This window comes from Streptomyces sp. NBC_01433, from assembly GCF_026340105.1.
Classification (GTDB): Bacteria; Actinomycetota; Actinomycetes; order Streptomycetales; family Streptomycetaceae; genus Streptomyces.
The window spans coordinates 1,823,673-1,849,204 of the sequence record NZ_JAPEPM010000001.1; the positions used below are offsets into that span (position 1 = coordinate 1,823,673).

22 protein-coding genes and 3 pseudogenes are annotated in these 25,532 nt (G+C 70.8%); 10 read left to right on the plus strand and 15 right to left on the minus strand.

Annotated elements, in window-relative coordinates; all coding sequences use genetic code 11:
• Positions 1–34: 34 nt before the first annotated feature.
• Together OG413_RS08165 and OG413_RS08170 are read right to left on the minus strand one after the other, a co-directional pair.
• Positions 35–511: a GNAT family N-acetyltransferase gene (locus OG413_RS08165; protein ID WP_266803881.1), complete on the minus strand. Its 477-nt coding sequence runs from the start codon at positions 509–511 to the stop codon at positions 35–37.
• Positions 512–609: 98 nt separating this feature from the next.
• A complete protein-coding gene (locus OG413_RS08170; protein ID WP_266803883.1) occupies positions 610–1,530 on the minus strand; it encodes an aminoglycoside phosphotransferase family protein in 921 nt (306 codons plus the stop codon).
• A 183-nt stretch (positions 1,531–1,713) separates the two neighbouring features.
• Here OG413_RS08170 and OG413_RS08175 point away from each other — a divergent pair, with 183 nt between their 5' ends.
• Together OG413_RS08175 and OG413_RS08180 are read left to right on the plus strand one after the other, a co-directional pair.
• Entirely contained in the window at positions 1,714–2,373 is a 660-nt protein-coding gene (locus OG413_RS08175; protein WP_266809986.1) for a rhomboid-like protein, read from the plus strand.
• 47 nt (positions 2,374–2,420) lie between these two features.
• Positions 2,421–3,827 carry an FAD-binding oxidoreductase gene (locus OG413_RS08180; protein WP_266803885.1) on the plus strand — a complete coding sequence of 469 codons (1,407 nt, stop codon included), beginning with the start codon at positions 2,421–2,423 and terminating at the stop codon, positions 3,825–3,827.
• A 45-nt stretch (positions 3,828–3,872) separates the two neighbouring features.
• Here OG413_RS08180 and OG413_RS08185 read toward each other — a convergent pair whose 3' ends face one another.
• A complete protein-coding gene (locus tag OG413_RS08185) occupies positions 3,873–5,096 on the minus strand; it encodes a serine hydrolase (RefSeq protein ID WP_266803887.1) in 1,224 nt (407 codons plus the stop codon).
• 124 nt (positions 5,097–5,220) lie between these two features.
• A complete protein-coding gene (locus tag OG413_RS08190) occupies positions 5,221–5,862 on the minus strand; it encodes a TetR/AcrR family transcriptional regulator (RefSeq protein WP_266803889.1) in 642 nt (213 codons plus the stop codon).
• Positions 5,863–5,979: 117 nt separating this feature from the next.
• Here OG413_RS08190 and OG413_RS08195 point away from each other — a divergent pair, with 117 nt between their 5' ends.
• The 3 genes from OG413_RS08195 to OG413_RS08205 all read left to right on the plus strand — a co-directional run bounded on the left by OG413_RS08195 (position 5,980) and on the right by OG413_RS08205 (position 10,420).
• Positions 5,980–7,536 (plus strand): long-chain fatty acid--CoA ligase, encoded by a 1,557-nt coding sequence (locus OG413_RS08195; RefSeq protein WP_266803890.1) that lies wholly within the window; start codon positions 5,980–5,982, stop codon positions 7,534–7,536.
• Between the two features lie 121 nt (positions 7,537–7,657).
• Positions 7,658–8,833: an acyl-CoA dehydrogenase family protein gene (locus tag OG413_RS08200; RefSeq protein WP_266803892.1), complete on the plus strand. Its 1,176-nt coding sequence runs from the start codon at positions 7,658–7,660 to the stop codon at positions 8,831–8,833.
• Positions 8,834–9,121: 288 nt separating this feature from the next.
• Positions 9,122–10,420 (plus strand): MFS transporter, encoded by a 1,299-nt coding sequence (locus OG413_RS08205; protein WP_266809988.1) that lies wholly within the window; start codon positions 9,122–9,124, stop codon positions 10,418–10,420.
• 57 nt (positions 10,421–10,477) lie between these two features.
• Here OG413_RS08205 and OG413_RS08210 read toward each other — a convergent pair whose 3' ends face one another.
• From OG413_RS08210 to OG413_RS08225, 4 genes are read right to left on the minus strand one after another with little or no spacing between them, the layout of a single operon-like run.
• Positions 10,478–11,671 carry an ABC transporter permease gene (locus tag OG413_RS08210; RefSeq protein ID WP_266803894.1) on the minus strand — a complete coding sequence of 398 codons (1,194 nt, stop codon included), beginning with the start codon at positions 11,669–11,671 and terminating at the stop codon, positions 10,478–10,480.
• The gene (locus OG413_RS08215; RefSeq protein WP_266803895.1) at positions 11,668–12,477 is read right to left on the minus strand and encodes an ABC transporter ATP-binding protein; all 810 of its coding nucleotides are present in this window, start codon (positions 12,475–12,477) and stop codon (positions 11,668–11,670) included. Before OG413_RS08215 ends, OG413_RS08210 begins: the two co-directional genes overlap by 4 nt.
• Positions 12,474–13,553 carry a peptidoglycan-binding domain-containing protein gene (locus OG413_RS08220; protein WP_266803896.1) on the minus strand — a complete coding sequence of 360 codons (1,080 nt, stop codon included), beginning with the start codon at positions 13,551–13,553 and terminating at the stop codon, positions 12,474–12,476. Before OG413_RS08220 ends, OG413_RS08215 begins: the two co-directional genes overlap by 4 nt.
• A complete protein-coding gene (locus OG413_RS08225; protein ID WP_266809990.1) occupies positions 13,550–14,218 on the minus strand; it encodes a hypothetical protein in 669 nt (222 codons plus the stop codon). Before OG413_RS08225 ends, OG413_RS08220 begins: the two co-directional genes overlap by 4 nt.
• A gap of 134 nt (positions 14,219–14,352) precedes the next feature.
• Here OG413_RS08225 and OG413_RS08230 point away from each other — a divergent pair, with 134 nt between their 5' ends.
• Genes OG413_RS08230 through OG413_RS08240 form a run of 3 tightly spaced genes read left to right on the plus strand, consistent with a single transcriptional unit; the run spans position 14,353 to position 17,083 of the window.
• On the plus strand, positions 14,353–15,063 hold the full coding sequence (locus tag OG413_RS08230) for a response regulator transcription factor (protein WP_266803897.1): 711 nt from the start codon (positions 14,353–14,355) through the stop codon (positions 15,061–15,063).
• Positions 15,060–16,592, plus strand: a complete 1,533-nt coding sequence (locus tag OG413_RS08235; RefSeq protein WP_266803898.1) for a HAMP domain-containing sensor histidine kinase — start codon at positions 15,060–15,062, stop codon at positions 16,590–16,592. Before OG413_RS08230 ends, OG413_RS08235 begins: the two co-directional genes overlap by 4 nt.
• On the plus strand, positions 16,589–17,083 hold the full coding sequence (locus OG413_RS08240; RefSeq protein WP_266803900.1) for a hypothetical protein: 495 nt from the start codon (positions 16,589–16,591) through the stop codon (positions 17,081–17,083). Before OG413_RS08235 ends, OG413_RS08240 begins: the two co-directional genes overlap by 4 nt.
• Before the next feature lie 100 nt (positions 17,084–17,183).
• Here the strand turns inward: OG413_RS08240 and OG413_RS08245 are convergent, their stop codons facing one another.
• From OG413_RS08245 to istB, 6 genes and pseudogenes are all read right to left on the minus strand, one after another.
• On the minus strand, positions 17,184–17,825 hold the full coding sequence (locus tag OG413_RS08245; RefSeq protein WP_266803902.1) for a contact-dependent growth inhibition system immunity protein: 642 nt from the start codon (positions 17,823–17,825) through the stop codon (positions 17,184–17,186).
• An 8-nt stretch (positions 17,826–17,833) separates the two neighbouring features.
• Positions 17,834–18,133, minus strand: coding sequence for an RNase A-like domain-containing protein (locus OG413_RS08250; RefSeq protein ID WP_266803904.1), 300 nt, complete (start codon positions 18,131–18,133; stop codon positions 17,834–17,836).
• A 223-nt stretch (positions 18,134–18,356) separates the two neighbouring features.
• A pseudogene (locus OG413_RS47085) lies at positions 18,357–18,650 on the minus strand (RNase A-like domain-containing protein); the annotation flags it as partial.
• A gap of 1,401 nt (positions 18,651–20,051) precedes the next feature.
• A complete protein-coding gene (locus OG413_RS08260) occupies positions 20,052–20,351 on the minus strand; it encodes a WXG100 family type VII secretion target (RefSeq protein WP_266803908.1) in 300 nt (99 codons plus the stop codon).
• 25 nt (positions 20,352–20,376) lie between these two features.
• Complete coding sequence (locus tag OG413_RS08265) at positions 20,377–20,760, minus strand: WXG100 family type VII secretion target (protein WP_266803910.1); 384 nt, start codon at positions 20,758–20,760, stop codon at positions 20,377–20,379.
• A gap of 287 nt (positions 20,761–21,047) precedes the next feature.
• Positions 21,048–22,412 (minus strand): IS21-like element helper ATPase IstB, encoded by a 1,365-nt coding sequence (istB, locus tag OG413_RS08270; RefSeq protein WP_266803912.1) that lies wholly within the window; start codon positions 22,410–22,412, stop codon positions 21,048–21,050.
• A 1,179-nt stretch (positions 22,413–23,591) separates the two neighbouring features.
• Between istB and OG413_RS08275 the strand changes: the two are divergent.
• Positions 23,592–24,121 (plus strand): annotated as a pseudogene (locus tag OG413_RS08275) (transposase); the annotation flags it as partial.
• Between the two features lie 110 nt (positions 24,122–24,231).
• Here OG413_RS08275 and OG413_RS08280 read toward each other — a convergent pair.
• A complete protein-coding gene (locus tag OG413_RS08280; RefSeq protein WP_266810402.1) occupies positions 24,232–24,531 on the minus strand; it encodes a hypothetical protein in 300 nt (99 codons plus the stop codon).
• Here OG413_RS08280 and OG413_RS08285 point away from each other — a divergent pair.
• A pseudogene (locus tag OG413_RS08285) lies at positions 24,532–25,513 on the plus strand (IS5 family transposase).
• The last annotated feature ends 19 nt before the right edge of the window (positions 25,514–25,532 follow it).

The window sequence follows — 25,532 nt, forward strand, 5'->3', positions numbered from 1 at the left end:
GAAAAGCGCGGACGCAAGAAGAGTGAGGCCCCGCTCAGCTCCCTCCGAGCTCCGCCAGCGCCCCGTCCGTCAGCCGGTACACCGTCCACCCGTCCTGCGGCCGCGCGCCCAGCGACTCGTAGAAGGCGATGGACGGGGCGTTCCAGTCCAGCACCGACCACTCCAGGCGTTCGTATCCCCGCTCGGCGCAGATCCGCGCCAGCTCCGTCAGCAGCGCCTTCCCGTGGCCGCCGCCACGCCGCTCCGGACGCACGTACAGGTCCTCCAGGTAGATGCCGTGGACCCCGCGCCAGGTCGAGAAGTTGAGGAACCACAGCGCGAACCCGACCACCTCGCCGTCCCCGTCCGACACCGCGACATGTGCGTACGCGGCGGGCCGTTCGCCGAACAGCGCCTCGCGCAACTGCTCTTCGGTGGCGTTCGCCTCGTGCGGGGCCTTCTCGAATTCGGCCAGGTCACGCACCAGGGCGTGGATGACCGGGACATCGTCGGGAGCAGCGGTACGAATCATGGAGGCAGCGTAGACACGCCTCCCGCGCGCTCAACTCCTGCCCCTGCCCGGGGACCCCTACAGCCCTCGTCCCTACCCCCTGCCCCTGCCCCGAGCCCCTACAGCCCCCGCCCCAGCAGCTGTCGGGCGATCTCCACATGCCTCTCCGTCAGCCGTACCTCCCCGTCCTCGATGTCCCACAGTCCGTCCTGGAGCACCCGGCCCAGCGTCCAGGCCCGCGCCCGCCCCCGGTCCCGGTCCATGCCCAGTGCCTCCGTCAACGCGTCGAACCGCCACCCCACTTCCGCCGCGTCGAACCGGTCGCCCAGGGCCGGGAACAGATCGAAGCCCGGGTCCCCGGCCAGCGGCTTCGGGTCCAGCGCCAGCCACTCGTGCGCCCGGCCCGCCTCCGCCCGGCCCGCCAGGATGTTGTCGTAGTGCAGGTCCCAGTGCAGCAGCCGGTCGCCCGGCTCACCCACCACCTCCCGTACCGCCGCCGCGCAGTCCACCAGCAGCCGCCGGTCCGACTCCTCCACCAGCGACCCGACCGCGCCCGGCACCGCGTCCAGCATCCGCGCCGCGATGTCCCCGAGCCCGCGCAGCCCTTCCGGGGCCGGTACGGCCACCAGCCGGGCCAGCACCTGGGCGAGGGCGCCCACCGCCTCCCGCGCGTCGGCCACGGCCGACAGCGGGCGGCGTTCGTCCAGCCGCTCCAGCAGCATCGTGCCGGTCACCGGATCGTGGTCCAGCAGCCCCACCGCCCCGGCCCCCGCCGCACCCCACACCCGCAGCGCGACCGGCTCACCCACCGACTCCTCGTCCAGCAGCTGGAGTTTGAGGGCCGACGGGCACCCGTCCGACTCCCGCACCACCGGCAACACCAGCGCGGTCACGCCGTACATCGCCGCGCCGTCCCGCCGCAGCCCCCACTCCTCCAGGAACCGGGCGGCCAGCCCCGGCAGGGTGGCGATGAACGCGCGCCCGGCCTCCCCGTTGTACTTGGACTGGGTCTCGATCAGCGCATCCGGAATGTCGATCACGCTCCCGATCGTAGGCCCGTGCGTCAATCGGTTATGCCCCAAAACCAGCCGGAGAACGAGCCGGAGAACGAGCCGGAGCACATCCCGGCGCCCGTCCCGGGGAGCCATCGGGAGAGCGCGCCGGAAAGCGGACCGAAGACCCGTCCGGGCAACAGCCGGGCCACCACGGCCCGCACGGCCCGCATGACCCGCGCTGCCCTCACCGCCCTCCGCCACTGGATCACCGGCGCCCCCGGCACGTACATCTGGCTGGCGATCCTCTTCGCCACCACCGTCCTCATGCACCGGATGTCGCCGGACTTCGAGGAGGACTTCCTGCGCCAGCGCTCGACCAACATCCACGAGCTCTCGCAGAACCCGGTCCGGGTCCTCGTCTCCAGCGCCCTGTGGATCGACGGCGGCCGATGGCTCCCGTACGCCGTCCTGTTCACCGTCTTCCACGCCAGCGCCGAACACTGGCTCGGCACCCTGCGCTGGCTCACCGTCGCCGTCGCCGCCCACGTCCTCGCCACACTCATCAGCGAGGGCGTCCTGGCCTGGGCGGTCCGGCACGGCCAGGCACCGCAGTCCTCCGTCAACACCCTGGACATCGGGGTCAGTTACGCACTCGCGGGCGTGGTCGCCGTCCTCGCCTACCGCATCCCCCGCCCCTGGCGGTACGTGTACGTCTTCGCCGTCCTCGTCTTCTACGGCGTCCCGCTCATCACCGGCCGCTCCTTCACCGACCTGGGCCACTTCAGCGCCGTACTGATCGGACTCGCCTGCTACCCGCTGACCCGACACCCCCCGGGCTCACGTACCTCCCGCGCCCGGCACAAGACGAAACGCCCCGCGGCGCAGTAACGTCCGGCCACACGCACTCTCGGCGCACATCGGACAGCAGGGGCATCATGAACACCGTCAGTACCGTCAACGGCGGCATATCGTTCTGGTACGCGCAGGAGGGCACCCCCACTCCCCGCGAACCCCTGCCGGGCGACGCGACCGCGGACGTCTGCATCGTCGGCGGCGGTTACACCGGGCTCTGGACGGCGTACTACCTCAAGAAGGCCGTCCCCTTCCTCAACATCACCGTGCTGGAAGCCAAGTTCTGCGGGTACGGCGCCTCCGGGCGCAACGGCGGCTGGCTCTACAACGGCATCGCGGGCCGCGACCGGTACGCGAAACTCCACGGCCACGACGCGGCGGTCCGGCTCCAGAAGGCGATGAACAGCACCGTCGACGAGGTCATCGCCGTCGCCGCCGAGGAGGACATCGACGCCGACATCCACCGGGGCGGCGTCCTGGAAGTGGCCCACACCCCGGCCCAGCTCGCCCGCCTCAAGGACTTCCACTCCGTCGAGATCGCGTTCGGCGAGACCGACCGGATCCTGCGCGGCGCCCGCGAGACCGCCGAACGCGTCCACGTCACCGGAGCCATCGGCTCCACCTGGACCCCGCACGGCGCACGGCTGCACCCGGTCAAACTGGTCAAGGGCCTCGCCGACACCGTGGAAGCCCTCGGCGTCACCCTCCACGAGTCCACCCCCGTCACCGAGATCAAGCCCAAACACGCCGTCACCCCGTACGGCACGGTCCGCGCCCCCTACATCCTGCGCTGCACCGAGGGCTTCACCGCGAACCTCAAGGGCCACAAGCGCACCTGGCTCCCGATGAACTCCTCGATGATCGCGACCGAACCGCTCCCCCGGTCCGTCTGGGACACCATCGGCTGGGACGGCCGCGAAACGCTGGGCGACATGGCGCACGCCTACGTCTACGCCCAGCGCACCGCCGACGACCGGATCGCCCTGGGCGGCCGCGGCGTCCCCTACCGCTACGCCTCGGCCGCCGCGCGGGCCGGCGACGGCCGCACCCGGCCCGCCACCGTCGAGGCCCTCCGCGACCTCCTGGTCCGGCTCTTCCCCACCACGGCGGGCGCCCGCGTCGACCACACCTGGTCCGGCGTCCTCGGCGTGCCCCGCGACTGGTGCGCCACCGTCTCCCTGGACCGCTCCACCGGTCTCGGCTGGGCGGGCGGCTACGTCGGCTCCGGCGTCGCCACCGCCAACCTCGCCGCCCGCACCCTGCGCGACCTGATCCAGCAGGACTCCGGCCAGGCGGGCCCCACCGAACTGACCGCCCTGCCCTGGGTCAACCACAAGGTGCGCCGCTGGGAGCCCGAACCGCTGCGCTGGCTGGGCGTGCACAGCATGTACGCCGCCTACCGCGCCGCCGACCGGCGCGAGGCCACCTCACCGCGACCGGGCACCGACCCGATCGCCAAGGTGGCGGACCGCATCGCCGGGCGGCACTGAGACACCTACGTCCCCGGCCGCCCTTCGGGCTCCGCCGGGCGCCCGTCAGCCGTTGAGGTGCGCGCCGATCCGGAGGAACGCCTGGACCAGCGGGGCCGGGGGCACCGCCGGTGACATGACCTGCGAGGCGAAGTGGGTGACGACCAGGTCGAGTCCGGGCGAGACGAACAGTCGCTGACCATGGATGCCGCTGGCCATGAAGGAGCCGTACGGGTCGTTCGGGATCCACCACAGGTCGTGGTACGAGAGGGTGGCGGGCGTCGTCTCGGGGGCACCGGGGAAGTGGACGCGCCGGGGGTAGCCGTCGGGGACCCCGGTGGCGATGGCGGCGGCGACGGATTCCGGCACCACCTGGAGGCCGCCGACAGCACCCCCGCAGCGGAGCATCTCGCCGAGCCGGGCCACATCGCGTGCGGTCGCGCTGAAACCGCCGCAGGCCGACTCGGCACCCTCGGAGTCGAGGACGTAGTACGCGTCCTCCTCCGCCCCGATGCGGGACCACAGGAGTTCGGACAGGAGCTCGGACGTGGTGGTTCCGGTGATCCGGCGCAGGACCTCGGCAAGCGCCTCGACATTGCCGTTCTCGTAGCGGAAGCCGGTGCCGGGGGCGGCGGTCGCCCGTGCGGTGGCGAGGTGTTCGCGGATGCTCGCCGGCCCCGTGTAGCCGTACGGGCGGAGCCGGGGGGCCAGGATGGCGGCGTACCGCTGGGCCTCCAGTGCCTTGTCGTACGGGCGGCCCGCGTAGCTCATCCACGTGCCCATGTGGAGCAGATGGTCGACGTCGGCCTCACCGAAGGCGGTGCCGGACAGCTCGGGGACGTACGTGGAGACGCGCGTCGTCCGGTCGAGCAGCCCCTGGTGCTCCAGCAGCGCCGCCAGCAGGCCGATGTAGGACTTGGCCGCCGAGGCGTTGAAGTGCGGGATGTGGGACTCGCAGCCGTGCAGATAGGTCTCGTGGACAACCTTCCCCCGGTGCAGGACGAGGAAGGCGTCGGTCTGCGCCGCGTCGAACAGCTCGCGGAGGGTGAGGACGCGGCCGTCCGGAGCGGTGATCGGGAGGCTGTCGAGGCCGTGCCCGCCCTCCGCCGTCGGCAGCTCCCGGGGCCGGGCCGTCACAAGCTCCTGGGGCCGGTTCCGGCCCCGCCAGACACTGCGGCTGGGTACCGTCTCACGGCCCGCCGTGGTGAACCGGCGCACCCACGCCGGATCGGTGAACCCCCGTGCCCAGGTGAGGTCTGCCAGGGAGGACATTTCCGCCGTCTGCGCCATGCGCTCGCTCCTGTCGGTTCAGAGTACCGACAGTTACCATACAGAGTGTCCGGTAACTGGGAACCCTGGAGGCGCACGCGGAACGCGAAGGGGACGCGGGACGTAAGGCGAACGAGGGGCGCGGCTAGGGCGCGATGTCCAGCGCTCCCGGGGCGTCCGAGGGCGCCAGCCCCGAGGCCCACACCCGCCCGTACACCGACAGGTCCCGCAGATACCCCGTGACCTCGGCCGCGCTGTAGCCGGTGTCGCTCTCCACCCACCACGTCAGCACGCCGATCAGCTCACCCGTCCACGCCCTCGCGATGACGTCGAACGGGACGCGCGGCGTGACGCCGAGCTGCGCGGCCCGCTCGCGGAAGAGGCGCTCGACCCGGCCACAGATGATCTCGATGAACTCGCGCAGGGCCCGGCCGTCGCCCTCACCCCGGAGAATCACCTGGTAGACGGGCTTCTCCTGCTCCGCGTGCTGGAAGATGTAGAGCACCGGAAGGCCGGTGAAACCCTGCACCTGAGCCTGCTCGATGGCGGGCAGCAGCCGATCCCTGTCCTCGGCGAGCTCCCGGACGACACCGACGAGCAGGTCCTCCTTGTCGCGATAGTGCGCGTAGAAGGTCGCACGGGCGACATCGGCGCGCTCGGCGATCTCCTCCACCGTGATCGCGTGGAACCCCTTGTCCAGAACGAGGTCGACGAGTGCCGAGCGCAGCGCGTGGCGGGTGCGGCGGACACGGCGGTCTTCGGCGGGCTTCGGGGCTGCTGGCTTCATGTCCGGATTATTTCCTCTTCGTTCGAACCGTTGACCTGAGACTAACGCTGCACTTACGTTCCCGGACGTAGAGATTGTTTCTGAACAGAGTGTTCAGTAACTGTGCCTGGAGTCGCCATGAACCTCGGACGATACGTACGCAGGACAACCAGCCATCAACCCGACGCCGAAGCCGTGGTCTGCGGACCGACGCGGCTCACGTACGCGGCCCTCGACGAGGACAGCGACCGGCTCGCCACCGCACTGCGTGGCCTGGGGCTGCGCAAGGGCGACTGCGTGGCGACCCTGGCGGCCAACCGCGCGGAACTCGTCGTCACGGAAGTGGCCCTCTACAAGGCGGGGATGGTCCGCGCCCCGGTCAACGCCCGGCTCGGCGAGCGGGAAGTGGCCCATCTGCTGCGCGAGTCGGGGGCACGCGTCCTCCTCGCCGACGCCGCCCACCTGGCAGCGGCACAGCGCGCGGTGCCCGGCAGCGAGGTGACGACGGTGATCGGCTACGACGGTCCGGGCGATTCCGGTCCCGGCTACGCCGATGTCCTCGCCGCCGCCGTCCCCGAACCCGTCGACGTCGACTGCGCGGACGAGGACCCGGCCGTCCTGCACTTCACCTCCGGCTCGACGGGCAGGCTCAAGGCCGCGATCCAGACGTACGGCAACCGCGCCGCGGTGATGCGCAAGATGGTGATGGGCCCGGACACCCGCGTCGGGCCGGGCGACAGGCAGATCCTGGCCGGGCCCGTGACCCACGCCTCGGGCATGCCCCTGCTGGGGATCCTCTTCGCCGGCGGATGCGCGATCGTGCTGCCCCGCTGGGATGCCGAGGACTTCCTCGCCACCGTCCAACGGGAGCGCGCGACACACGCGTTCGTCGTGCCGACCATGATCAACACGATCCTGGCACTCCCGGACGCCCGCGCCCACGACGTATCCAGCCTGCGCCAACTGATCTACGGTGCGGCGCCCATGTCACCTCGGCGCATCCGTGAGGCATGGGAGCTGTTCGGGCCGGTGCTGTCCCAGGGGTACGGCTGCGGGGAGACCACCTCGGGCGTGCTGTTCCTGTCGACCGAAGACCATCGGCGCGCCATCGAGGGGCTCGACGAGGAGCTGCTGCTGTCCTGCGGCCGGCCGCGGGCCGAGGCCGAGGTCGCGGTCGTCGACGACAACGGGGCGCCGGTGCCCGACGGGGAGATCGGCGAGATCGCCGTACGCGGCCCGGACGTCGTACCCGGCTACCTCAACGAACCGGCCCTCACCGCCGAGACCTTTCGCGACGGCTGGTTCCTCACCGGAGACCTCGCCCGCCGCCGTGCGGACGGCTATGTCTTCATCGTCGACCGCAAGAAGGACATGATCATCTCCGGCGGATTCAACATCTACGCCGTCGAGGTCGAGTCCGTACTGCACCAGCACCGGGACGTGTACGAGGCGGCCGTCATCGGAGTCCCGGACGAGCGGTGGGGCGAGGCGGTCAAGGCCGTCGTCGTCCCGCGCGCGGGCGCCGCGCTCGACGCGTCCGAGCTCATCGAGTTCTGCGCCCGGCACCTGGCCCGGATGAAGAAGCCCCGCTCGGTCGACCTCGTCGCCGCGCTCCCGCACAACCCCAACGGCAAGATCGACCGCCGCGCCCTTCGCGACCCCTACTGGGCGGGCACCGAGCGCCGCGTCCACTGAGGCCCGCCAGAGACACCTCCGCCTCCGATTTTCGCCTTCCGCCTTCCGCCTTCCGCCTTCGCTCTTCGTCTTTCGGAGCGCCGCGCCGCGCTCCCGAACCCTCCGAACAGGAACCCGCACCGTGCCCTTCACCCTCGAACCCTCCTACGACGACCATCCGCGCCTCCAGGGCCTGGTCGTGGACCTGCGCCGCTACCTCCACGAGGAACTCATCCCGTACGAGCGCGAGCGCGGGCTCACCGCCGAGAGCAAACTGGACCGGCCGACCCTCGAACACGTCTGGAAGCGCAGCCGCGAACTCGGCTTCTACGGAATCAGCCTGCCGCCGGAGCTGGGCGGACAGGGCCTGAGCCTGTGGGAACTCTGCGCACTCAAGGAGGAGTTGACCGCATCGGGCGCCGCGCTGTCGCACTCGGTCCTCGGCGACATGGGCGGACCGCTGCGCGCGGGCTCCGTCGTGCGGTACGCGACCGACTACCAGCTGGAGCGCTATCTGCTGCCCGTCATCCGGGGCGAACGCGCCTGCTGCTTCTCCATCACGGAGGAGGACGCGGGCTCGGACGTACGCCGCATGACCACCACCGCCACCCCGGACGGCGACTCGTACATCCTGACCGGCCGCAAGGTGTTCAGTTCGGCCGCGCCGTTCGCCGACTTCGCCATCGTCGTCGCCCGCATGGCGTCGGCCGATGACACGGAGACGTACAGCGCGTTCCTCGTCGACCTCGACAGCCCCGGCTGCCGGGTCCTGGACGGCGAAGTACCCATGTCCGGGCAGCAGATGGAGGGCGACCTCGACTTCGACGGCTGCCGCGTCCCCGCCGCGAACCTGCTGGGCGAGGTGGGCCAGGGCCTGCGCATCGGCATCGGCCGCATCACCCTCAACCGCCTCCTCCACTGTCCCTCGCTCATCGGCGCGGCCCGGCGCGCCTGGGACCTGTCCGTCGCGTACTCCAAGAGCCGCATCGCCTTCGGTCAGCCGCTGCTCGCCCTCCAGGCCATCCAGCACAAGCTCGCCGACATGGCCACCGACATCTACGCGGCCCGCTCCACGGTCATGGCCACGGCCGCCCGCGCCGACCAGGGCGCGAACATCGGCGTCGAAGCCAACATGTGCAAGCTGCTCACCGCCGAATCCTGCTTCCGCGTCGCCGACCAGGCGGTACAGATCCACGGCAAGGCGGGGCTCACGCGCGGCCACGAGGTCGAGCAGATCTTCCGCACGCTGCGCATGTTCCGGGTGGTCACCGGCACCAGCGAGATCCACAAGAACGCGATCGCCAAGTCCCTCGTCTGACCGGGAGCCTGTACGACCGGCCCGACTGCCCCCCGACCGAGGCACATGAGGCGGCGCCGACCGCTCCCGGCCGCGTCGGTGGGCGCGGCCGGGGCGGGTGGCGAGACGCAGCCCGCCCCGGCCGTATCACCCGTACCACCCGCCCCGGTCGCATCGCCCGCCCCGGCACGACCGCCGCCCCCAGACCCGACCCCCGGCTCTTCCCCGAATCCGCAGGAGTCACCCTTGGCACCCCAGCCTCAATCCCCGCACCGGCCCCCCGCGCCCGCCGACGTCAGCACGGCAGCGGTGCCCCCCGCCCCCGACCGTCGCCGCGCCTGGCTGGTCACGGCCATGATCGTGGCCTTCATGGTCGTCAACTTCGCCGACAAGTCCGTCCTGGGCCTCGCCGCCGTCCCGATCATGGACGAACTGCACATCAGCAACAGCGCCTACGGGCTGATCTCCAGTTCCTTCTTCCTCCTCTTCAGCCTCTCCGGCCTGATCGTCGGCTTCTTCTCCTCGCGCATCACCAGCCGGACGCTCCTGTTCGCCATGGCGATGCTGTGGGCGGTGGCCCAGCTCCCGGTCCTGGTCGTGGCCACGGTCCCGACCCTCGTCGCCGGCCGTCTCCTGCTGGGGGCCGCCGAGGGCCCGGCCGCCTCCATGTCCATGCACGCCCTGTACAAGTGGTTCCCGCCCGAGCGGCGCGGGCTGCCGTCGGCGCTGCAGATCGGCGGCGCGGCACTGGGCACGCTCATCGCCGCACCGGTGCTCACCTGGCTCATCACCGGTTTCGGCTGGCGTTCGGCGTTCGCCGCGCTCGCCGTGACCAGCGTGGTCTGGAGCGTGATCTGGTGGCGGGTCGGGCACGACGGCCCGTACGACGACACCCGCCGGCCCCTCCCGGAGACCGCCGCACCGCCGACCGCCGTCCGGCTGCCCTACCGCAGGCTTCTGCTCACCGGCACGGTGCTGGGGAGCGTGTCCAGCGCCTTCGGCGCCTCCTGGGCCCTGTCCCTCAGCCACGCGTGGCTGCCCGCCTACCTGCGTACCCAGCTCGGCATGACGGCCGAGTCCGCCGCGACCACCATCAGTGCGGTCTCCGGCTTCAGCCTGGTCCTGCTGCTCACCGTCTCCCGGCTCATCGACGCCCTCAAGGCTCGCGGCCTGACGAGCCGCTGGTCGAGCGGTGCCCTCCAGGGCACCGCCGTATGCGTCGCGGGGACGGCGATGGCCTCCTTCCCCTTCGTCGACGCGCCGGGCCCCCGCCTCCTGCTGATCGGCGTGGCCTTCGGCTGCACCGCCGTCGCGATCCCCCTGCACTACATGACCACGGCCGAGGTGGTCCCCACCGCCCAGCGCGGAGCGGTGTTCGGCATCGTCGCCGCGACCGGCACCCTCCCCGGCCTCATCGCGCCGTCGCTCACCGGCCACCTCATCGACGCGTCGGCCACCCAGGCGGCGGGATACCGGGCCGCGTTCCTCGTCACCGCCGTCGTCATGGTCGTCGCCGGGGCGTTCGCGGTCGCCGCGATCCGGCCGGAACACGACGCGCGACGCCTGGCATCGGCCACCGGCCCGCGCGCGAAGCACGCGGAGGTATGACCGGCACGAGCTCCGCCACCTCACAAGCACCACCGCACGCCCCCGTACGCCCCCGCCTCACGTCGCGTTCAGAGCCACCGTCGGGTGGAGACGGGAGGCGCGGATCGCCGGGTAGAGGCCCGCGACCACGCCGATCAGCAGGGTGGCGGCCAGGCCGCCCGCCAGGGACCAGGGCGGCACCACCGCCGTCCACCCCTGGACCTGCGCGAAGCCGTACGTCGCCGCCGCGCCCAGCAGTGCGCCCGTCGCCCCGCCCAGCGCCGACAGCAGCAGCGACTCGGTGAGGAACTGGAGCCGGATCGCGTTGCGGGTCGCGCCCAGCGAACGGCGCAGGCCGATCTCCCGGCGGCGTTCCAGGACGGAGATGACCATGGTGTTGGCGACGCCCACACCGCCGACCAGGAGGGCCACCGCGCCCAGACCGAGCATCAGGGTCGTCAGGCCCTCGTCCGTGGCGGCCCTGGCGGCCAGCGCGTCCGAGGGGCGGGAGACCTTGACACCCGACTCGCGGCCGGGGCTGATGGTGCGGGCCAGGACCGCCCGCACGTCCTCCACCGAAGCGTCCGTGGAGCGCTCGAAGATGGTGGTGGGGTGGCCGTCGAAGCCGAAGTAGCGCTCGGCGGCGGGGAATCCGACCATGGCCACCCGGTCCAGGGTGGGGACCAGTTCGATCGGTTCGAGGATGCCGACGACGACCACGCGCGTGTCGTTCATCATGATCGTCCCGCCGGGGCGGGTGATGCCGAGGCGTTCCGCCGCCACCGCGCCGAGGACCGTCGTCGGGAGACGTTCGCCGGCCGGGTTCAGCCAGACGCCCCTGCCGACCTCGCCGCCGAGCGTGGACAGCAGGTCGGTGCGGACCGCCTGGGTGATGACACCGGCGGTGCGCTCCTCGGGGACCACATCGCTGCGGCGGATACGGGCGTCGACGTCGGCGGTGGCCGTGGCGTGCCGCACCGGGCCGACCCGCTCGACCATCGCGACCGCGTTCTTGGGGAGCTTGACCGGCTTCCCCGTCTCGTCCTCACCCGCCTCCGCGGTGAGGAGGTTGGTACCGAGCCGGTCGAGCTGGGCCATCAGGTCCGCGCGGCTCGACTCGGACAGGCCGACGACCGCGACCATGGTCGCGATACCGATGGCGATGCCGAGCGCCGAGAGCACCACGCGCGCCCGGCGTGCACGGAGGCCGACCGCACCGACACGGAAGATGTCGCGGAGGGAGAGACGTGAGGGCTTGAGGTCGTTCCTCATGAACCGGCCTCTTCCGTACGGGAGACGGGACGCGGGACGGCGCGCACGCCGGAACCCGGGACGGGACGCACACCGGGACGCACACCGGAACGCTCGCCGGAATCCGGGACTGCGCGCTCGCCGGAACGCGAGTCCGCGACGATCTCGCCGTCCTTGAACCGGACCCGGCGCGGCAGCGAGTCCGCGATCCCGCTGTCGTGGGTGATCACACAGATGGTGGTGCCGGACGCGTTCAGCTCACGCAGCAGCTCCATGACGATCTCGCCGGACACGGTGTCCAGCGCCCCGGTCGGTTCGTCCGCCAGCAACAACCGGGGGTCTCCCACCAGGGCGCGGGCGATGGCCACGCGTTGCCTCTCGCCGCCGGAGAGCTCGCCCGGCGTGTGCGAGCGGCGGTGGTCCAGTCGTACCTTGGCCAGCGCGTCCCGCGCACGCGCGCGCCGTTCCTTCGGCGGGACGCCCGCGTACAGCAGCCCGTCGGCGACGTTGTCCACCGCGTCGCGCCCCGCCGCCAGGTGGAAGTGCTGGAACACGAAGCCGATGTGGCGGGCGCGCAGCGCGGAGAGCCGGGAGTCGGAGAGTTTGGAGACGTCGTACCCGGCGACCCGCACGGTGCCCGTGGTGGGCCTGTCCAGGGTGCCCATGACGTTGAGCATCGTGGACTTGCCGGAGCCGGACGGGCCGACGACGGCGAGCAGTTCGCCCGCTTCGACGGTGAGGTCCACTCCGCGCAGGGCGTGGACGCCGCCGGGGTAGGACTTGATGACATCCCGCAGTTCGATCACCGCGTCCGATGGGAGCGTCATGACTTCGCCACTCCGACCTTCATGCCCTCACGCAGGTCCGGACCACTGACCTCGATCAGCCCGTCGGCGGTCATCCCCGTCTCCACCCGCACCATCGTCGAGGTGGCGCCCCGGACGACCTGGAGGCCGTAGCCGCCCCTCTCGCCGCGCAGGGCGACGACCGCCTCGACGGGGACGGCGAGGACTCCCCTGCGCGCCTCGCTGACGAACTTCACGCTCAATGGCGCCTTGGCGTCCTCGCCGGACGCGGCACCCGCCCCGCCGTTCAGGACGACCTCGACGGTGATGCCCTCCTGGGCGGCCGCACCGCCCCCGGCGGCGGGCTCCTCCGGGCGCACCGTCCCGGCGACCCGGCCGGGCGCGGTCCTCCCGCTCGGCAGGGTGACCTCGACCTTGGTGCCGCTCGATGTGAGCGCGCCGTCGGTCTGCTCCAGCTCCGCCCTGACGACGGGCTTGGTGGAGGCGATCGTCAGGACCGGGTCACCGGGGCCGACCGAGTCGGCGAGCGCGGCGTCGACGGCGGCCACCTTGACCTGGCCGGGCTGGAAGACGACATCGCCCTTGCCGACCCTGCCGGTGCTGTCACGGTTCAGGGACTTCTGCCACCGCTTGACGGCGGCCGCGGTGTCCTCCTCGTACCGGACATCGACGTACAGCCCGACCCCGTACCCCAAGTCACGCAGATTGCGCTCCAGTTGGAGTACGTCGCTGCCCCGGTCGCCCACCTTCATGTCGCGGAACATCGGGACCGGCCCGTAGAGGAGCGTGACGGGCTTGTCGTTCAGTTCGTACAGTGCCTGTCCCCTGGTCAGCGTCCTCCCTTCGGAAGCGGCCACCGTGACGGTGCCCTCGACGGCGGACTTGACGACGCGGCGCTGCGCGAAGTCGAGCCTGCCGTCGACCGTCCTGGACCGCACGAGGTCGGTGCGCACGACGGCCGTGGTGGCGGGCGGCAGATCGCCGCCCCTGCCGGAGGCGCCCGCGTCGCCGCCGCCGCCGAGGAACAGGACTCCCCCAATGACGGCGGCGGCGACGGTCACCGCGCCCAGCGCCAGGAAGGCGGTGCGGCGCTTCACTGCATGCCGTCCAGACCTTCGAGCAGCTTCGACTCGCACGCCTTGCGGGCCTGCTTGTACGACGGCGACTCCTGGTCGATGGACGGGGACCCCGGGGTCGGGTCGCCGCCGGGGATCGCCTGGCCGCCGGACATCGTCGGGTTGGTGAACCTGGAGACGCCGTTGTCCCGCATGCACTGGGCGTGCGCGAGCATCGACTCGTAGGCCTTCTGCTGGTCGACCTTGGGCGCGGCGTCCGACGCGGCCAGCAGCTCGGGGACGCAGGCGCGGTTCTTGCCACCCTTGAAGGCGTCGTTGCTGCCGGGCCGGGAGGCGATCTCGTTGATCTTCGCCCAGTCGAGGTACCCGCTGAGCCTGGGGTCGGGGAAGTCCTTGTAGCCGCCCTTGGCACGCATGCACTGGACGTACGTCATCTGGGCGTCGTAGAAGGCGCTCTTGGCCGCGGGCTCGGTGCTCGGCGTGCTCCCGCTCTTCGCGGTGCTCCCGGCCGGGGCGTCCGGTACGTCGGCGATCGCGTCGTCCTTCTTCGCACCGCCGCCGCTGTCACCGCCGCCGCAGGCGACGGAGAGGGCGAGCACGGGCACGGCCACGAGGGTGGCCACGCGAAGCCGGGCGGTGGCGCGGAGCCGGGCGGTGGCGCGGGGATTCGTCCTGAGGAAGCTCATGCGCTTCACGTTCGCCGCCGTGGATGATGACCCGTCCATGGCCACATGATGGGAACGTAACAATGCCCCCGACCTGCGGATCCATCCCGTACGGAGCGGGCGGACACGGTCCCGGCATGCCCATAATCGGCCCCATGCCGCATGTACTGCTCATCGAGGACGACGCGTCCGTACGGGACGGGATGGAGCTCGTGCTGCGCCGGCACGGGTACGGCGTGGACACCGCCGCCACCGGCGAACAGGCCCTCGCCCTGCTCGCCGGGGAGCGGGGAGCGCGGGTCGAACTGGCCGTACTGGACCTGATGCTGCCCGGCATGGACGGCTTCGAGGTCTGCCGCCGCATCCGCGCCCGCTCCGCGACCCTGCCGGTCATCATGCTGACCGCGCGCGGCGACGACTCGGACATCGTGACGGGCCTGGAGGCGGGCGCCGACGACTACGTCGTCAAACCGGTCACCGCGCCCGTACTGGAGGCCCGCATCCGGGCCGCGCTGCGGCGCGCGGACCCGTCGCCCTCCGGGTCCTCCCCCGGGCAGGCGGGCGGCCCGCCCGACCTCGGGGGCCTGCGCATCGACCGAGCCGGGCTGACCGTCACCAAGAACGGCACACCGGTCCCGCTGCCGCCCACCGAACTGCGGCTGCTGCTGGAGCTGTCGGCCTGCCCCGGCCGGGTCCTCAGCCGCGAGCAGCTCCTCGAATCCGTCTGGGACCACAGCTTCCTGGGCGACTCCCGGCTGGTGGACGCGGCAGTCGGCCGGCTGCGGGCCAAGCTGGAGGACGTACCGGCGAAGCCGCGCTACGTACAGACGGTGCGAGGCTTCGGCTACCGCTTCGGGCCGCTGTGACCCGGAAGGACACGGGAGGCACGTACGGCGCCGCATCGAAGCGGCGCTCCCTGCGGCTCCTCGTCGGGCTGCGCAGCAGGCTCGTCGTCGCGTTCGTCGTCGTCGCCCTGATCAGCGCGGTGACCGCGACCGCCCTCGCCTACCGGGAAGCCCGCACCGCCGTTCTCCAGCGCGCCCAGAACGCGACCGTGAACGACTTCCGGGAGCGGGTCGGCACGGTGGCCGCCGACTTCGACGTACCACCCGACCAGCGGTCGCTGTCCCGGTTCACGGCGCAGGTGTCGGAGGGCATCGGCGGGAAGACCGTGGTCGCCCACTACCAGGACCTCGTCGCGGTCTCCGACTCGCTCGCCGGGACGGAGGGCCGGATCACCGCCGAACTGCGCACCGCCGTCATGACCGGCGACGACGCCGAGTTCCAGCGGGTGGTGTGGCGGGGCGAGCCCTACCTGGTCGTCGGCACGCCCGTCACGTTCGCCGACGGCGACCTCAGCGCCTCCGGCCTGGAGGTCTTCGCGATCGCCGATCTGCGGGCCGAACGCGACGACACGGCCGCCCTGCTCGACTCCGTACGGGACGGCATCGTGCCGGTGGTGCTGCTGGCCGCCGTCCTGGCGCTGCTGGCCGCGAGAACGGTCCTCCGTCCGGTACGGAAGCTGGGCCGCGCGACCCGTGAACTCGCCTCCGGAGACCTCGGCAGCCGGGTCGCCGTCTCCGGCCACGACGAACTGGCCGAACTGGCGAGGACGTTCAACGAGACCGCCGACGCGCTCCAGCACTCCGACGCGGAACTGCGCGAGCAGGAGGCGAAGGCGCGCCGCTTCGTCGCGGACGTGTCGCACGAACTGCGCACGCCCCTCGCGGCGATGACGATGGTGGCGACCGTCCTGGACGAGGACGCCGACCAGCTGCCGCCGGACGCGGCGCGGGCGGCCCGTACCGTCGGCGCGGAGACGGCCCGGCTGTCCCGGCTGGTCGAGGACCTGATGGAGATCTCCCGCTTCGACGCGAAGGCGGTACGGCTGAACGCGGCCGGGACGGACCTCGCCGACACCGTACGCGCGTCGCTGGCGCTGCGCGGCTGGACGGACCGGGTACGGACGCGCCTCCCCGAGGGCGTACGGGCGGTGGTCGACCGGCGCCGCATCGACGTGATCGTCGCAAACCTGGTGGGCAACGCGCTGCGGCACGGCGCCCCGCCGGTCAACGTGACCCTCGGGACGGCCCTCGCGGCGGACGGGGAGTGGGTGACGCTGGAGGTCGCCGACCACGGTCCGGGGCTGCCGCCGGAGGCTCGCGAGCGGGTCTTCGACCGCTTCTACAAGGCTGACGCGGCCCGCACGCGTGGCGCGGCCGACGACAGCGGCCAGGGCAGCGGCCTCGGCACGGCGATCGCACTGGAGAACGCCCGGCTGCACGGCGGCACGATCGACGTGGCCGCCGGCCCGGAGGGCGGGGCGGTGTTCACGCTGCGGCTGCCGCTGCGACGTACCGAGGGGAGCCCGGAGTGCTCGGAGCGCTCGGAGTGAGGGTCCGACAGGGGGCGGTGGCCGCCGCGCTGGGGGTCGCCCTCATGGGCTGCGGCGTCCAGCCGACCGGAGTGATAGGCGCGGGCGAGCCCGCGTCCGGGCTGACGCGCGGCATCCGCCTGTACTACGCCTCCGCCGCCGGGCTGCGCGGGGTGCCCCTGATCGACGTGAAGGTCGAGGACCTCAACACGGTGATCAAGTACCTCGCCCAGGGCCCCCCACCCGCCGAACAGCGCGACGGCCTCACCTCGCTCGTCCAGCTCGGCGGCTACCGGGCCACCGGAACGGGCACCCGCGTCACGGTGCGCATCGACGGCGCCTACACGGCGACGGGCCGCGACCAGGGCACGGGCCAACTGGTGTGCACCCTGGCCCGCGCCCAGTCCGTAATCGACCCGAAGGTCAGGACCGACGACGTCGAGGTAACCCTGCGCCCCTCCGAAGGAGCCACGCTGGGCCCGTACCGGTGTGCGGAGTTCCTCAACGGGTGAGGCGGGCAAGGGAAAACCCCGGCTCGGACGCCGCGACACGCGTGGGCGAGGGCGAGGGCGTGGACGCCCTGCGCCGGATCGCCTTTCGTGGTCCGCGGGGTCAGTGCCGGTCGACCGCGCGGGCGAGTTCGACGAGCCACCCGACCGTGCTGAGCGGGGCGGGCGGCTCGACCTCCAGGCCGAGTTCGGCCAGTCCGGTGACGTAGTCGGGCTCCTCCACGGGGAGCGCGAGCAGGTCACGGAGCTCGCCGGCGAGCTGGGCCACCGGTCCCGGATCGGTGCTGTCCAGATAGTCCTGGAAAGCGGCCTCGTGGTCCTCGAACTCGTCCGGCATGTCCTGCGAGTACCAGCCCCCCAGCAACTGTGCGAGCTCCGGAAAACGGGCGCGCCACTCCCAGCGGGTCTGCGGCGGTGCGGGCGGCGGGGCCTGGCCGGTCTCGACGCTCTCCTTGAGGCGGTCCGCGAGCATCAGCAGCCATGCCTGGATCCGCTCGTCCGGCAGCCCGACATCAGGCACGGGGTAGAACTCGCCCAGGCGCAGCCGCAGCCGGCCCGGAGGATTCCGGGCGTACTCGCGGAGCTGGAACTCGGCGGTGGCGATGGACCAGGGGCGCGTGCGCCAGGTGTGGCGCAGATAGCCGGTGATGGCCTCCTCGTCATCGGCGGTACGCCCCAGGCAGGCGCGGACGACCTGGTCCAACTCGCCGTATTTGCGGTCGTGTTCGAGCGGCTTGAGGGACACGGATGCCTCTAGAGGTAGATCGGGGCGGTGGAGTGGACGACGAATCCGTGGGACCGCATGGGGTCGCGCCTGAGGACGACGCGTGCGGCGCGCACGTCGACGGCGGAGCGCCCGGCCAGCATCATCGCCTGCAGCAGCACCCGCCCGACCGGGTCGGGGCGGGAGGGCCACGCCGCCTCGACGGTGAGGCGCTGCCCTGTGGACTGGGCCAGCCAGTGGTGAATGGCCTGTTCGCTGGCGGTCACGACCTGCTGGGTGGCCCACTGGGCGGTCGCACGGTCGGTGTACGTCGCGCTGCGGGTTCGCATGGTGTGCGTCAATCCCCTTTCGGCCACACGGGGGGATGCGCGGTGGCGAGATGGTCGATGATCGATCGGGCGAGCAGGGGGAAGAATTCGGTGAAATCGACGCTACCGGAGCCCCCACCGAACACCTGGGAAAAAAATCGATCCATCGCGTCTTCATCGTTCTGGAAAAGCGCCAGGGCCTCATAGGCTGCTGCTCGATCCAACGATTGATGATGTCCTGCCTCGCGTCGATGGTGTACTGGGTCATCCGTTGCGCCGAATCGATGTCCTTGAAGGCGGACGCTCTCGCGATTTTGGGCTGTCCGTGTTCCCATTCGGTTCCCGGCCGGGGCCCCTTCTTCAGGTCGTCCCGCAGACGCTGGGCGAGCTGTTCGTCCGTCAGGCCGACGTGCTTGGTGACCGTGTGCGAGTTGTCCAGCCACTCGGTCGACGCCAGATCGATCTCGTAGGTGGCGAGGTCCGCGTGGCCCGGTCGGGACCAGCGATGGCGCGGTGCGAACTCGTCGAGCGCGCGCACCGAACGCGCGGGCGCGTGCCTCTTCCGCCGCGAACGTCGGGGCGCTCCACGAGGCCTCCACCAGTTCGGGTCCGAGTTCCTTCACCGCCCGCGCCGCCTCGTGGAAGGCGGCATGACATGCCTCCACCGCCGCGTCCGCGCCCGCCTTGTCCATGTGCTTGGCGAAGGTGGCGGTGATCTCCCCGAACGCCAGGGTGGCGCCGAGCCTGGTCAGCTCACCGAAGTCGAGGTCGACCGTCAGGTCCTTGACCGTGGCGTTCGCGGCCTCCGTCGCGAGCCGCGAGGTGGTCTCCCGGCACTTGTCCGCCGCGTCCGCCGCGTCGTGGAAGGCCCGGTGCAGCGTTTCGCCGGTTCGCGCGAGAACCTCGATGATGGGCCGCCGGTTGGCCGGCGACTCGGACGGATTGGTCCGCCACTCGCGGGCGTCCGCGGCACCACCTGCTGCCGGTTTCGCGTCGGAGATCCCCCGGCTGCCGCCCCAGGCCGTCGTGCCCCAGATCGACTGGCAGAAGGAGTTCATCGCCCCCTGCCACTCGCTGTTGCCGCCGTCGGTGAGATAGGCGATGCACGAGGTGAAGTTGGTGGCGGACGTCTTCGCCGCCTTCGAGGCCGCGAGCCATGCGTCACCGATGGCCCGCAGCTCCCCCGTGTCGGCGCCGGGGGTGATCTCCACGGTCTTGCCGAGTCTGAGGACGTGTTCGACGACCTCGTCGATCTGTCCGGCAAGCCAGTCCGGGCCGTTCCCGGCCCACGCGAGAATCGGGCCGGAGTCGTCGCCCGTACCCGTCCACTTGATCGACGAGACCGACCTGTACGTGGTCCTGCCCACGCTGACCGGTGGGCTCCTGTACGGGGGTTCCTCACCGCGATGCCGGCGGTTGGCCTCCCTCGAGGCCCAGTCCGCCCGCTGGTAGTTGTTGGCCGTCACGGTCAGGCCGACGATGACCCCTTCGATGCTCATGATGCACTTGGCCGATAGCTGGAGAAAGCTGTCGGCCATGCCCGCGTAGGCCGCGGCCAAGGCGTCGGCGCCGTGCCCGCGGCCCGCCACCTGGGTCTGACTCCACCCTCCGACCGCGTCGACCAGCCGTATCGCGGACCTGTCGAACTCGAACTGCTCGTTGCTGACGAGCCCCGAGGCGTAGTAGACGTGCCCCGGCGAGATGTCGAACCCGCCGTTGACGTCCGGAGGGGCCGCCGGTTTGAGCTCCTCGACGTTCCGCCTGCGCTCCCGCTCGGCCGAAGCGGTGTCATGACGCGAGATGTCCCGGCCCTGAGGGTCCTGAAGCGAACCGGGCGAGGGTTCGGGGGTCGGCCCGGCGCCGCCGGAAGGACTCTTCGGCGGGTCGCTGTCGGCCGGAGGTGTGGCCGAGGGGGAGGCGCCGGGGGTCGGTTCGGCCATCAGGCGGCCCCCCATCCACGCAGGACGGCCCGGTGGGCTTCCGCGTAGTTGCTGTGGCCGGTCGTGACGACGTCATGCAGCCACGCCTGCGCGGCCTGGAGGTCCTGCAGCTGACGGTCCCACTTGTCGAGCTCGTCCACGAACGTGTCCCGGGCCTCCCCTTCCCAGGTGAGGACGACCTTCTCGGTTCTTTCGTAGAGCGTTTCGAGCTTCTCGTTGAGCTGCTTGAGTATGTCCTCAAGATCGCCGGCCAGATCCCGCAGGGTGGAGAAAATGACGCCTATGTGGTCGTCGGACACGCGAGGTTCCTCCGGGTGCGTTCGGTCAGAGGTCGTTGATCCTGCTGCGCGGCGGCGGGGTGCCCTCGGAGAGCTCACGCGCCTCGGCCGCCACATCGACTTTGGACTGGACCGACCGCATGGCGTGGAGCACGTCCAGCTCCTGTTGCGTAAAGCCGTCCCGGCCCATGCGCATCGCTTCTTCCAGGACCTGGAGGATCTCCCGGATGCGCACCGCGTCCTCGGCGGCTCCTCTGTGGAGTGCGCGATAGCCCTTGGCCGCCTCACCGCGCCACCCGGATTCGATACGGTCCACGATGGCGTCCATCCGCCGTACCTGGGTGTCCAGGTGGCGCTGCATCTCGTCCAAGTCATCTGCGAGCCGCGTGAGATCGTCCGCCGACACGGCAAGGGCCGGTTGTTCGACCATCGTTGGAGCCCCTTCCCCCGTGAGCTTTTCGGGCACTCTGACAACGCGGCCGTGCTGCGCGACGGTGAGATTTCACCGGCCACGCACACCGCGGCACGTGGACCCGCGCCCGCACCCGCCCGGCACCTACGCCATCCGCTGCTACGCCCAACCGTTCGACGCCGACGCGAACGAATGGGTGCCGCAAGAGACAGGCGGCCAGACAGGTCGGCCGCGACGGGCTTCGTGGCGACGATGGACTCGATCCGGCCAAACGCGGAAGTCGAGATCTCAACCCGGAGCAGGCCCTAACGGACGGCCGAGGACGCGAAACCGAAGCCGCCGTGGTCGCGCATCCGGTAGTTGTCCCCCTCGACGCTGATGATCTCGGAGTGGTGGACGAGGCGGTCGATCACGGCCGAGGCCACCGAGGCGTCGCCGAGGACGAGGTCCCAGCCGCTCAGGGGCTTGTCGCTGGTGACGATCAGCGAGCCGCGCTCGTAGCGGTGCGCGACGAGGCGGGAGAAGAGCTGGGCCTCTTCGGCCTCCAGGGGGAAGCAGCCCAGTGCGTCGACGATCAGCAGGGGGTACCGGTCCAGCAGGGCCAGTTCCTTGGTGAGGCGGCCTGCGGCCTTGGCGTCGGCGAGTCGGACGGCCCATTCGTCAGCGGTGGCGAACAGCACCTGGTGGCCGGCCTGGCAGGCGCGCGTGCCGAAGGCGACGGCGAGGTGGGTCTTGCCGGTGCCGGGCGGGCCGAGGAGGACCACGTTCTCCTTGGCGGTGATGAAGTCCAGCTTGCCGAGCATGGCCACGGCCTCCCGGTCGAGTGACCGGACGTAGTCGTGGTCGAAGTCCTCCAGTGTCTTGGGGGCGGGGAAACCCGCGGCGCGGATACGCGACTCGGCGCCCGAAACCCCACGCGACGAAACGGACGTCGCTGCCGAGGCGGAGGGCGCCGCCCGCCCCACTGACATGACATCGCTGTGCGACCCACCGGACTGCTTCGGGATCAGCCGCATGTTCCCTCCCCCGTGACCGTCTGCATGGCCACCGTCCCCACCGTCCCCATGACCACTCTTCCGCGACTCCAACATGGGGCCCGACATATAGGCCAGAATCGCGGCGGACAGGATGAAGGCCATGTGGATCACGGTCCCCCACAGCAGCGCGTGCCGGGAAGTGTGGTGCACGTCGACGAACATCTGCAGCAGATGGACGGACGAAATGCCCACGATGGCGGTGGCGAGCTTGACCTTGAGCACGTTCGAGTTGACGTGCGAGAGCCATTCCGGCTGGTCTCGATGGCCCTGGAGATTGATGCGCGAGACGAAGGTCTCGTAGCCGCCGACGATCGTCATGATCAGCAGATTGGCGATCATCACGACGTCGACCAGTTTGAGGACGGCGAGCATGACGTACGTCTCGTCGGCGTAACCGTTGATGACATGACCGATTAATTTCCACAGCTCGTTGAAGAACTTGTAGACATAGACGCCCTGTGCGGCGACCAGGCCGAAATAGAGCGGGGCCTGGAGCCAGCGGGTGGCGAAGAGGGCGTATCCGAGCGCGGCGGGCGCGAAACTCGCGGCGTCCCTCGGGTCGCGGAACGAGCCCGGAGCCGGAGCCGGGGATGAGGAGCTGTGGTCGTGGGCGGGCATGTCATAACTGGGCAACAGCATCTCCAACGACTGCAACAACGGGAGGCCCCACCATTCTGATGGCCCCTCCGCCACCATTCTGAATTCGGTGCACTCGTTGGGATGAATAGAATTTCGGTAGGACAAGAGCCAGTTCGTGCAGCTGCGCGTCACACGCGCATCGCGTGCTGTTTTCGGCAGAGCGAACGCGGGCTCATCACACCGGAATCCGGACCCGCCTGTTCGCGAATTTCCGGGCGATCCAGGGGAACGGCTTCCCGTCCATGAAGGCCGGACCAGTCGTGAACCGGACCAATTTCGCCTTACCCGGCGATGGAAGACAGCCCGCCGGACGGCCGTGGGTCTGGCGACAGCCCGGATGCCACCGAAATCCTGCGCGCCGAAGCTGCTGCGATGCCGTCCCCCGTCCCACTCAGTTCCATCGCCCAGCCCCAAGGGCTGTCCCACAATCCCTGACGGCCGTCAGGGACGAAGAGCCGACGGCCTCGCCCCACCGGCTCAGGACTCCGGCACGCGCTGAATCCCCGAGGACAGCCAATCCAACGCAGACCCGTGCACCCCGCGCCGCGGACAAGGCTCCCCAGCGACCGCCGAGCCGAACGCGGGCGAGCCACCGTCCACACCGATCTTGAGCGGAACCCCGGTTGCGGACGCTCCGCTCAGCTCACGAACACACGCTTCTGACACCGCCACCTCCCCCGCCCCCTTCGCGCGCTTGGGCGCGGAATGAGAAAAAGCCCAGGTCAGACACTGTCCGACCTGGGCTTCCCCTGAGCCCCCTGTCGGATTCGAACCGACGACCTACGCATTACAAGGGCCTGAAAGATCATCTCGGGTGGCGCTGGGCGGTGCCTGCGCATCCCGTCCGCCCAGGTAGGAGACCTGAATCGCTCGCTACGTGTACCACCCGATCCATCCTGTGCCGCCCCGTCCGCTCACGCAGCGCTTACGCACTCCGGGCCCGTAAAGTCGTAGGGCGACAGCTCGGTTGGCGCGCCCGTCCTGCCGGTGGACACTTGATGGCGAGGTTCCACAGGCTCTCCATGATGCGGGGCATGACGGCGCTATGAACCCTGGAATAGTCCTTGCAGGGGGACTGCAAAACGTTCGGGTCTGGCCCGTAGTCGGTGGTGACGCCGAGTAGTCATCCGCGATCATGATCTTGTGATGGATGTCAACTCCCTCGTCGGGACGGTGTTTTCCGGGCTGCCGGTGCTCGTCGTCGAGGACGTGGTGGACGGTGGTGACGCAGTGGTGGTCACGGCCCGCACGCGGGATGCGGCGGTGCCGTGTCCGGCGTGCCGGACGCCGACGGCGAAGGTGCACGGGTATCACCGACGGACGTGCCGGTCGACGGCCGCCCGGTCGTCACCCACCTGCGGGTACGGCGGCTGGTCTGTCCAGCCCTGGGCTGCCGGAGACAGACCTTCCGCGAGCAGATTCCCGGACTGCTGGAGCGCCATCAGCGCCGCACGGTGCGGCTTGCCTGGCAGATATCCCAGGGGGCGCGGGAGTTATGCGGCCGGGCGGGTCGCACGCCTAGCTGGTCCAATGGCCGTGCCCGTTTCCCGCAGCAGGCGGTCCTGCGGGTGATCGGCGTGGACGATTTCGCCCTGCGCCGCCGCCGCCGCTACGCCACGATCATCACGGACGCCGAAGCCAGCAGACGCGTCGAAGTGCTGCCCGGCCGCGAGATGGCCACCCTCGAGTCCTGGCTGCGCGAACGTCATCGACCGTGGCGTCGGCCGGCCGGCCGCTGCGTGGCTTGCCGCTCAGCTGCGGCCGCTCTCCCGCCCGCTGAGCGGAAGTGCCGGCCGGAAGTTCGGTGAGGGAGTCAGGGTACTTGGCCGAAGGCCGGGCGGACGCTTCGAGGCGGCGGGTGCTGGTCTCCCCGTCGGGGCGTCAGGAGACGTGCTGCGAGTGCGAGTACGGCGGCGGCCTGGGCTGCGGTCTGAGGTTTGGCGTCGATGTGGCCTACTCCCCCGTTGAATCGGTGTTCGTCGCGCTGTCTGCGGTCCTCGGCGAGCATGTCAGCGATGTAGGCGGGAAGGTCTGCGAGTTCGTCGTCTTGCTCGCCCAGCCGTGCGGCGACGGTCAGGTAGCGCCCGGCGGCGAATCCGGTAGTCCGGTGCATATGACGAGTGAGCAACTGACGGACGACGAGTGGGGGGTACGTCGAGCCGTATCTGCCGGTCGGTGAGTACGGTCCGTATCCAGAACGGCTGCGGCAACAGTTCGAAGGTGTGATCTGGAAGTTCCGAACGGGAGCGCAGTGGCGGGAGATGCCGGGCCGGTTCGGCGCCTGGTCTACCGTGCCCAACAGGTCCAGGCAGTGGCGGGACGCCGGAGTTTTCGAGGCGCTGCTGGAGGGGGCGATAGCCGAGGCGGCCGGGCGGGGCAGGGTGGATACGTCGCTGGTCAGTGTGGACTCCACGACGGTCCGTGCCCATCACGACGCTGCTGGAATGCGTCTGGAGGAGGATGTTTTGGACGCTCTGGAAAAGGCTGCCATCGAGGCGGAGGCGGCCCGGCAAAAGGGGGCGGCACGGCGGAACAAGACGGACACGGCGGTGTCGCTGATCCCGGCCGGGCCGAACGGCGGCGCGTCCGGCGGCGGCGCAAGCTCCGCTTGAAAGCTGCCTTGCTCGGGCGCTCACGAGGCGGACAGACCAGCAAGATTCACCTGGCTGCCGACCGCAGGTACCGGCCGCTGGCCCTGATCCTGACCGCCGGGCAGGCCGCTGACAGCCCGCAGTTCATCCCGGTGCTCAAGAAGGTACGGGTCCGCGGGCCCGTTGGTCGTCCCCGCACCCGGCCCGGCGCGGTCGCCGGAGACAAGGCGTACTCGTCCCGCGGCAACCGCGCCTACCTGCGCAAACGCAACATCAAAGCAGTCATCCCGGAAAAGAAGGACCAGGCCGCAGGGGCGGTCGGCCGGTCACCCACGACGCCGACCTCTACAAGGAGCGGAACGCCGTCGAGCGCCTGATCAACAAGCTGAAGGCCTGGCGAGGCATCGCCACTCGATACGACAAAACACCCGAGAGCTACCTCGCCGGCTCCACCTGCGCGCCTCAATGATCTGGATCAAAGACCTCGCTCGGACCTGCCCTTGATCACGGCCAAATACGCGCC

What these genes read in the sequence shown, in the direction of transcription:
- OG413_RS08265 (WP_266803910.1), bottom strand. Translation starts at nt 20,760, where the DNA reads ATGGTCGAACAACCGGCCCTTGCCGTGTCGGCGGACGATCTCACGCGG.
- OG413_RS08195 (WP_266803890.1), top strand. Translation starts at nt 5,980, where the DNA reads ATGAACCTCGGACGATACGTACGCAGGACAACCAGCCATCAACCCGAC.
- OG413_RS08225 (WP_266809990.1), bottom strand. Translation starts at nt 14,218, where the DNA reads ATGAGCTTCCTCAGGACGAATCCCCGCGCCACCGCCCGGCTCCGCGCC.
- OG413_RS08190 (WP_266803889.1), bottom strand. Translation starts at nt 5,862, where the DNA reads ATGAAGCCAGCAGCCCCGAAGCCCGCCGAAGACCGCCGTGTCCGCCGC.
- OG413_RS08165 (WP_266803881.1), bottom strand. Translation starts at nt 511, where the DNA reads ATGATTCGTACCGCTGCTCCCGACGATGTCCCGGTCATCCACGCCCTG.
- OG413_RS08210 (WP_266803894.1), bottom strand. Translation starts at nt 11,671, where the DNA reads ATGAGGAACGACCTCAAGCCCTCACGTCTCTCCCTCCGCGACATCTTC.
- OG413_RS08175 (WP_266809986.1), top strand. Translation starts at nt 1,714, where the DNA reads ATGACCCGCGCTGCCCTCACCGCCCTCCGCCACTGGATCACCGGCGCC.
- OG413_RS08215 (WP_266803895.1), bottom strand. Translation starts at nt 12,477, where the DNA reads ATGACGCTCCCATCGGACGCGGTGATCGAACTGCGGGATGTCATCAAG.
- OG413_RS08280 (WP_266810402.1), bottom strand. Translation starts at nt 24,531, where the DNA reads ATGCACCGGACTACCGGATTCGCCGCCGGGCGCTACCTGACCGTCGCC.
- OG413_RS08180 (WP_266803885.1), top strand. Translation starts at nt 2,421, where the DNA reads ATGAACACCGTCAGTACCGTCAACGGCGGCATATCGTTCTGGTACGCG.
- OG413_RS08250 (WP_266803904.1), bottom strand. Translation starts at nt 18,133, where the DNA reads ATGCGAACCCGCAGCGCGACGTACACCGACCGTGCGACCGCCCAGTGG.
- OG413_RS08230 (WP_266803897.1), top strand. Translation starts at nt 14,353, where the DNA reads ATGCCGCATGTACTGCTCATCGAGGACGACGCGTCCGTACGGGACGGG.
- OG413_RS08185 (WP_266803887.1), bottom strand. Translation starts at nt 5,096, where the DNA reads ATGGCGCAGACGGCGGAAATGTCCTCCCTGGCAGACCTCACCTGGGCA.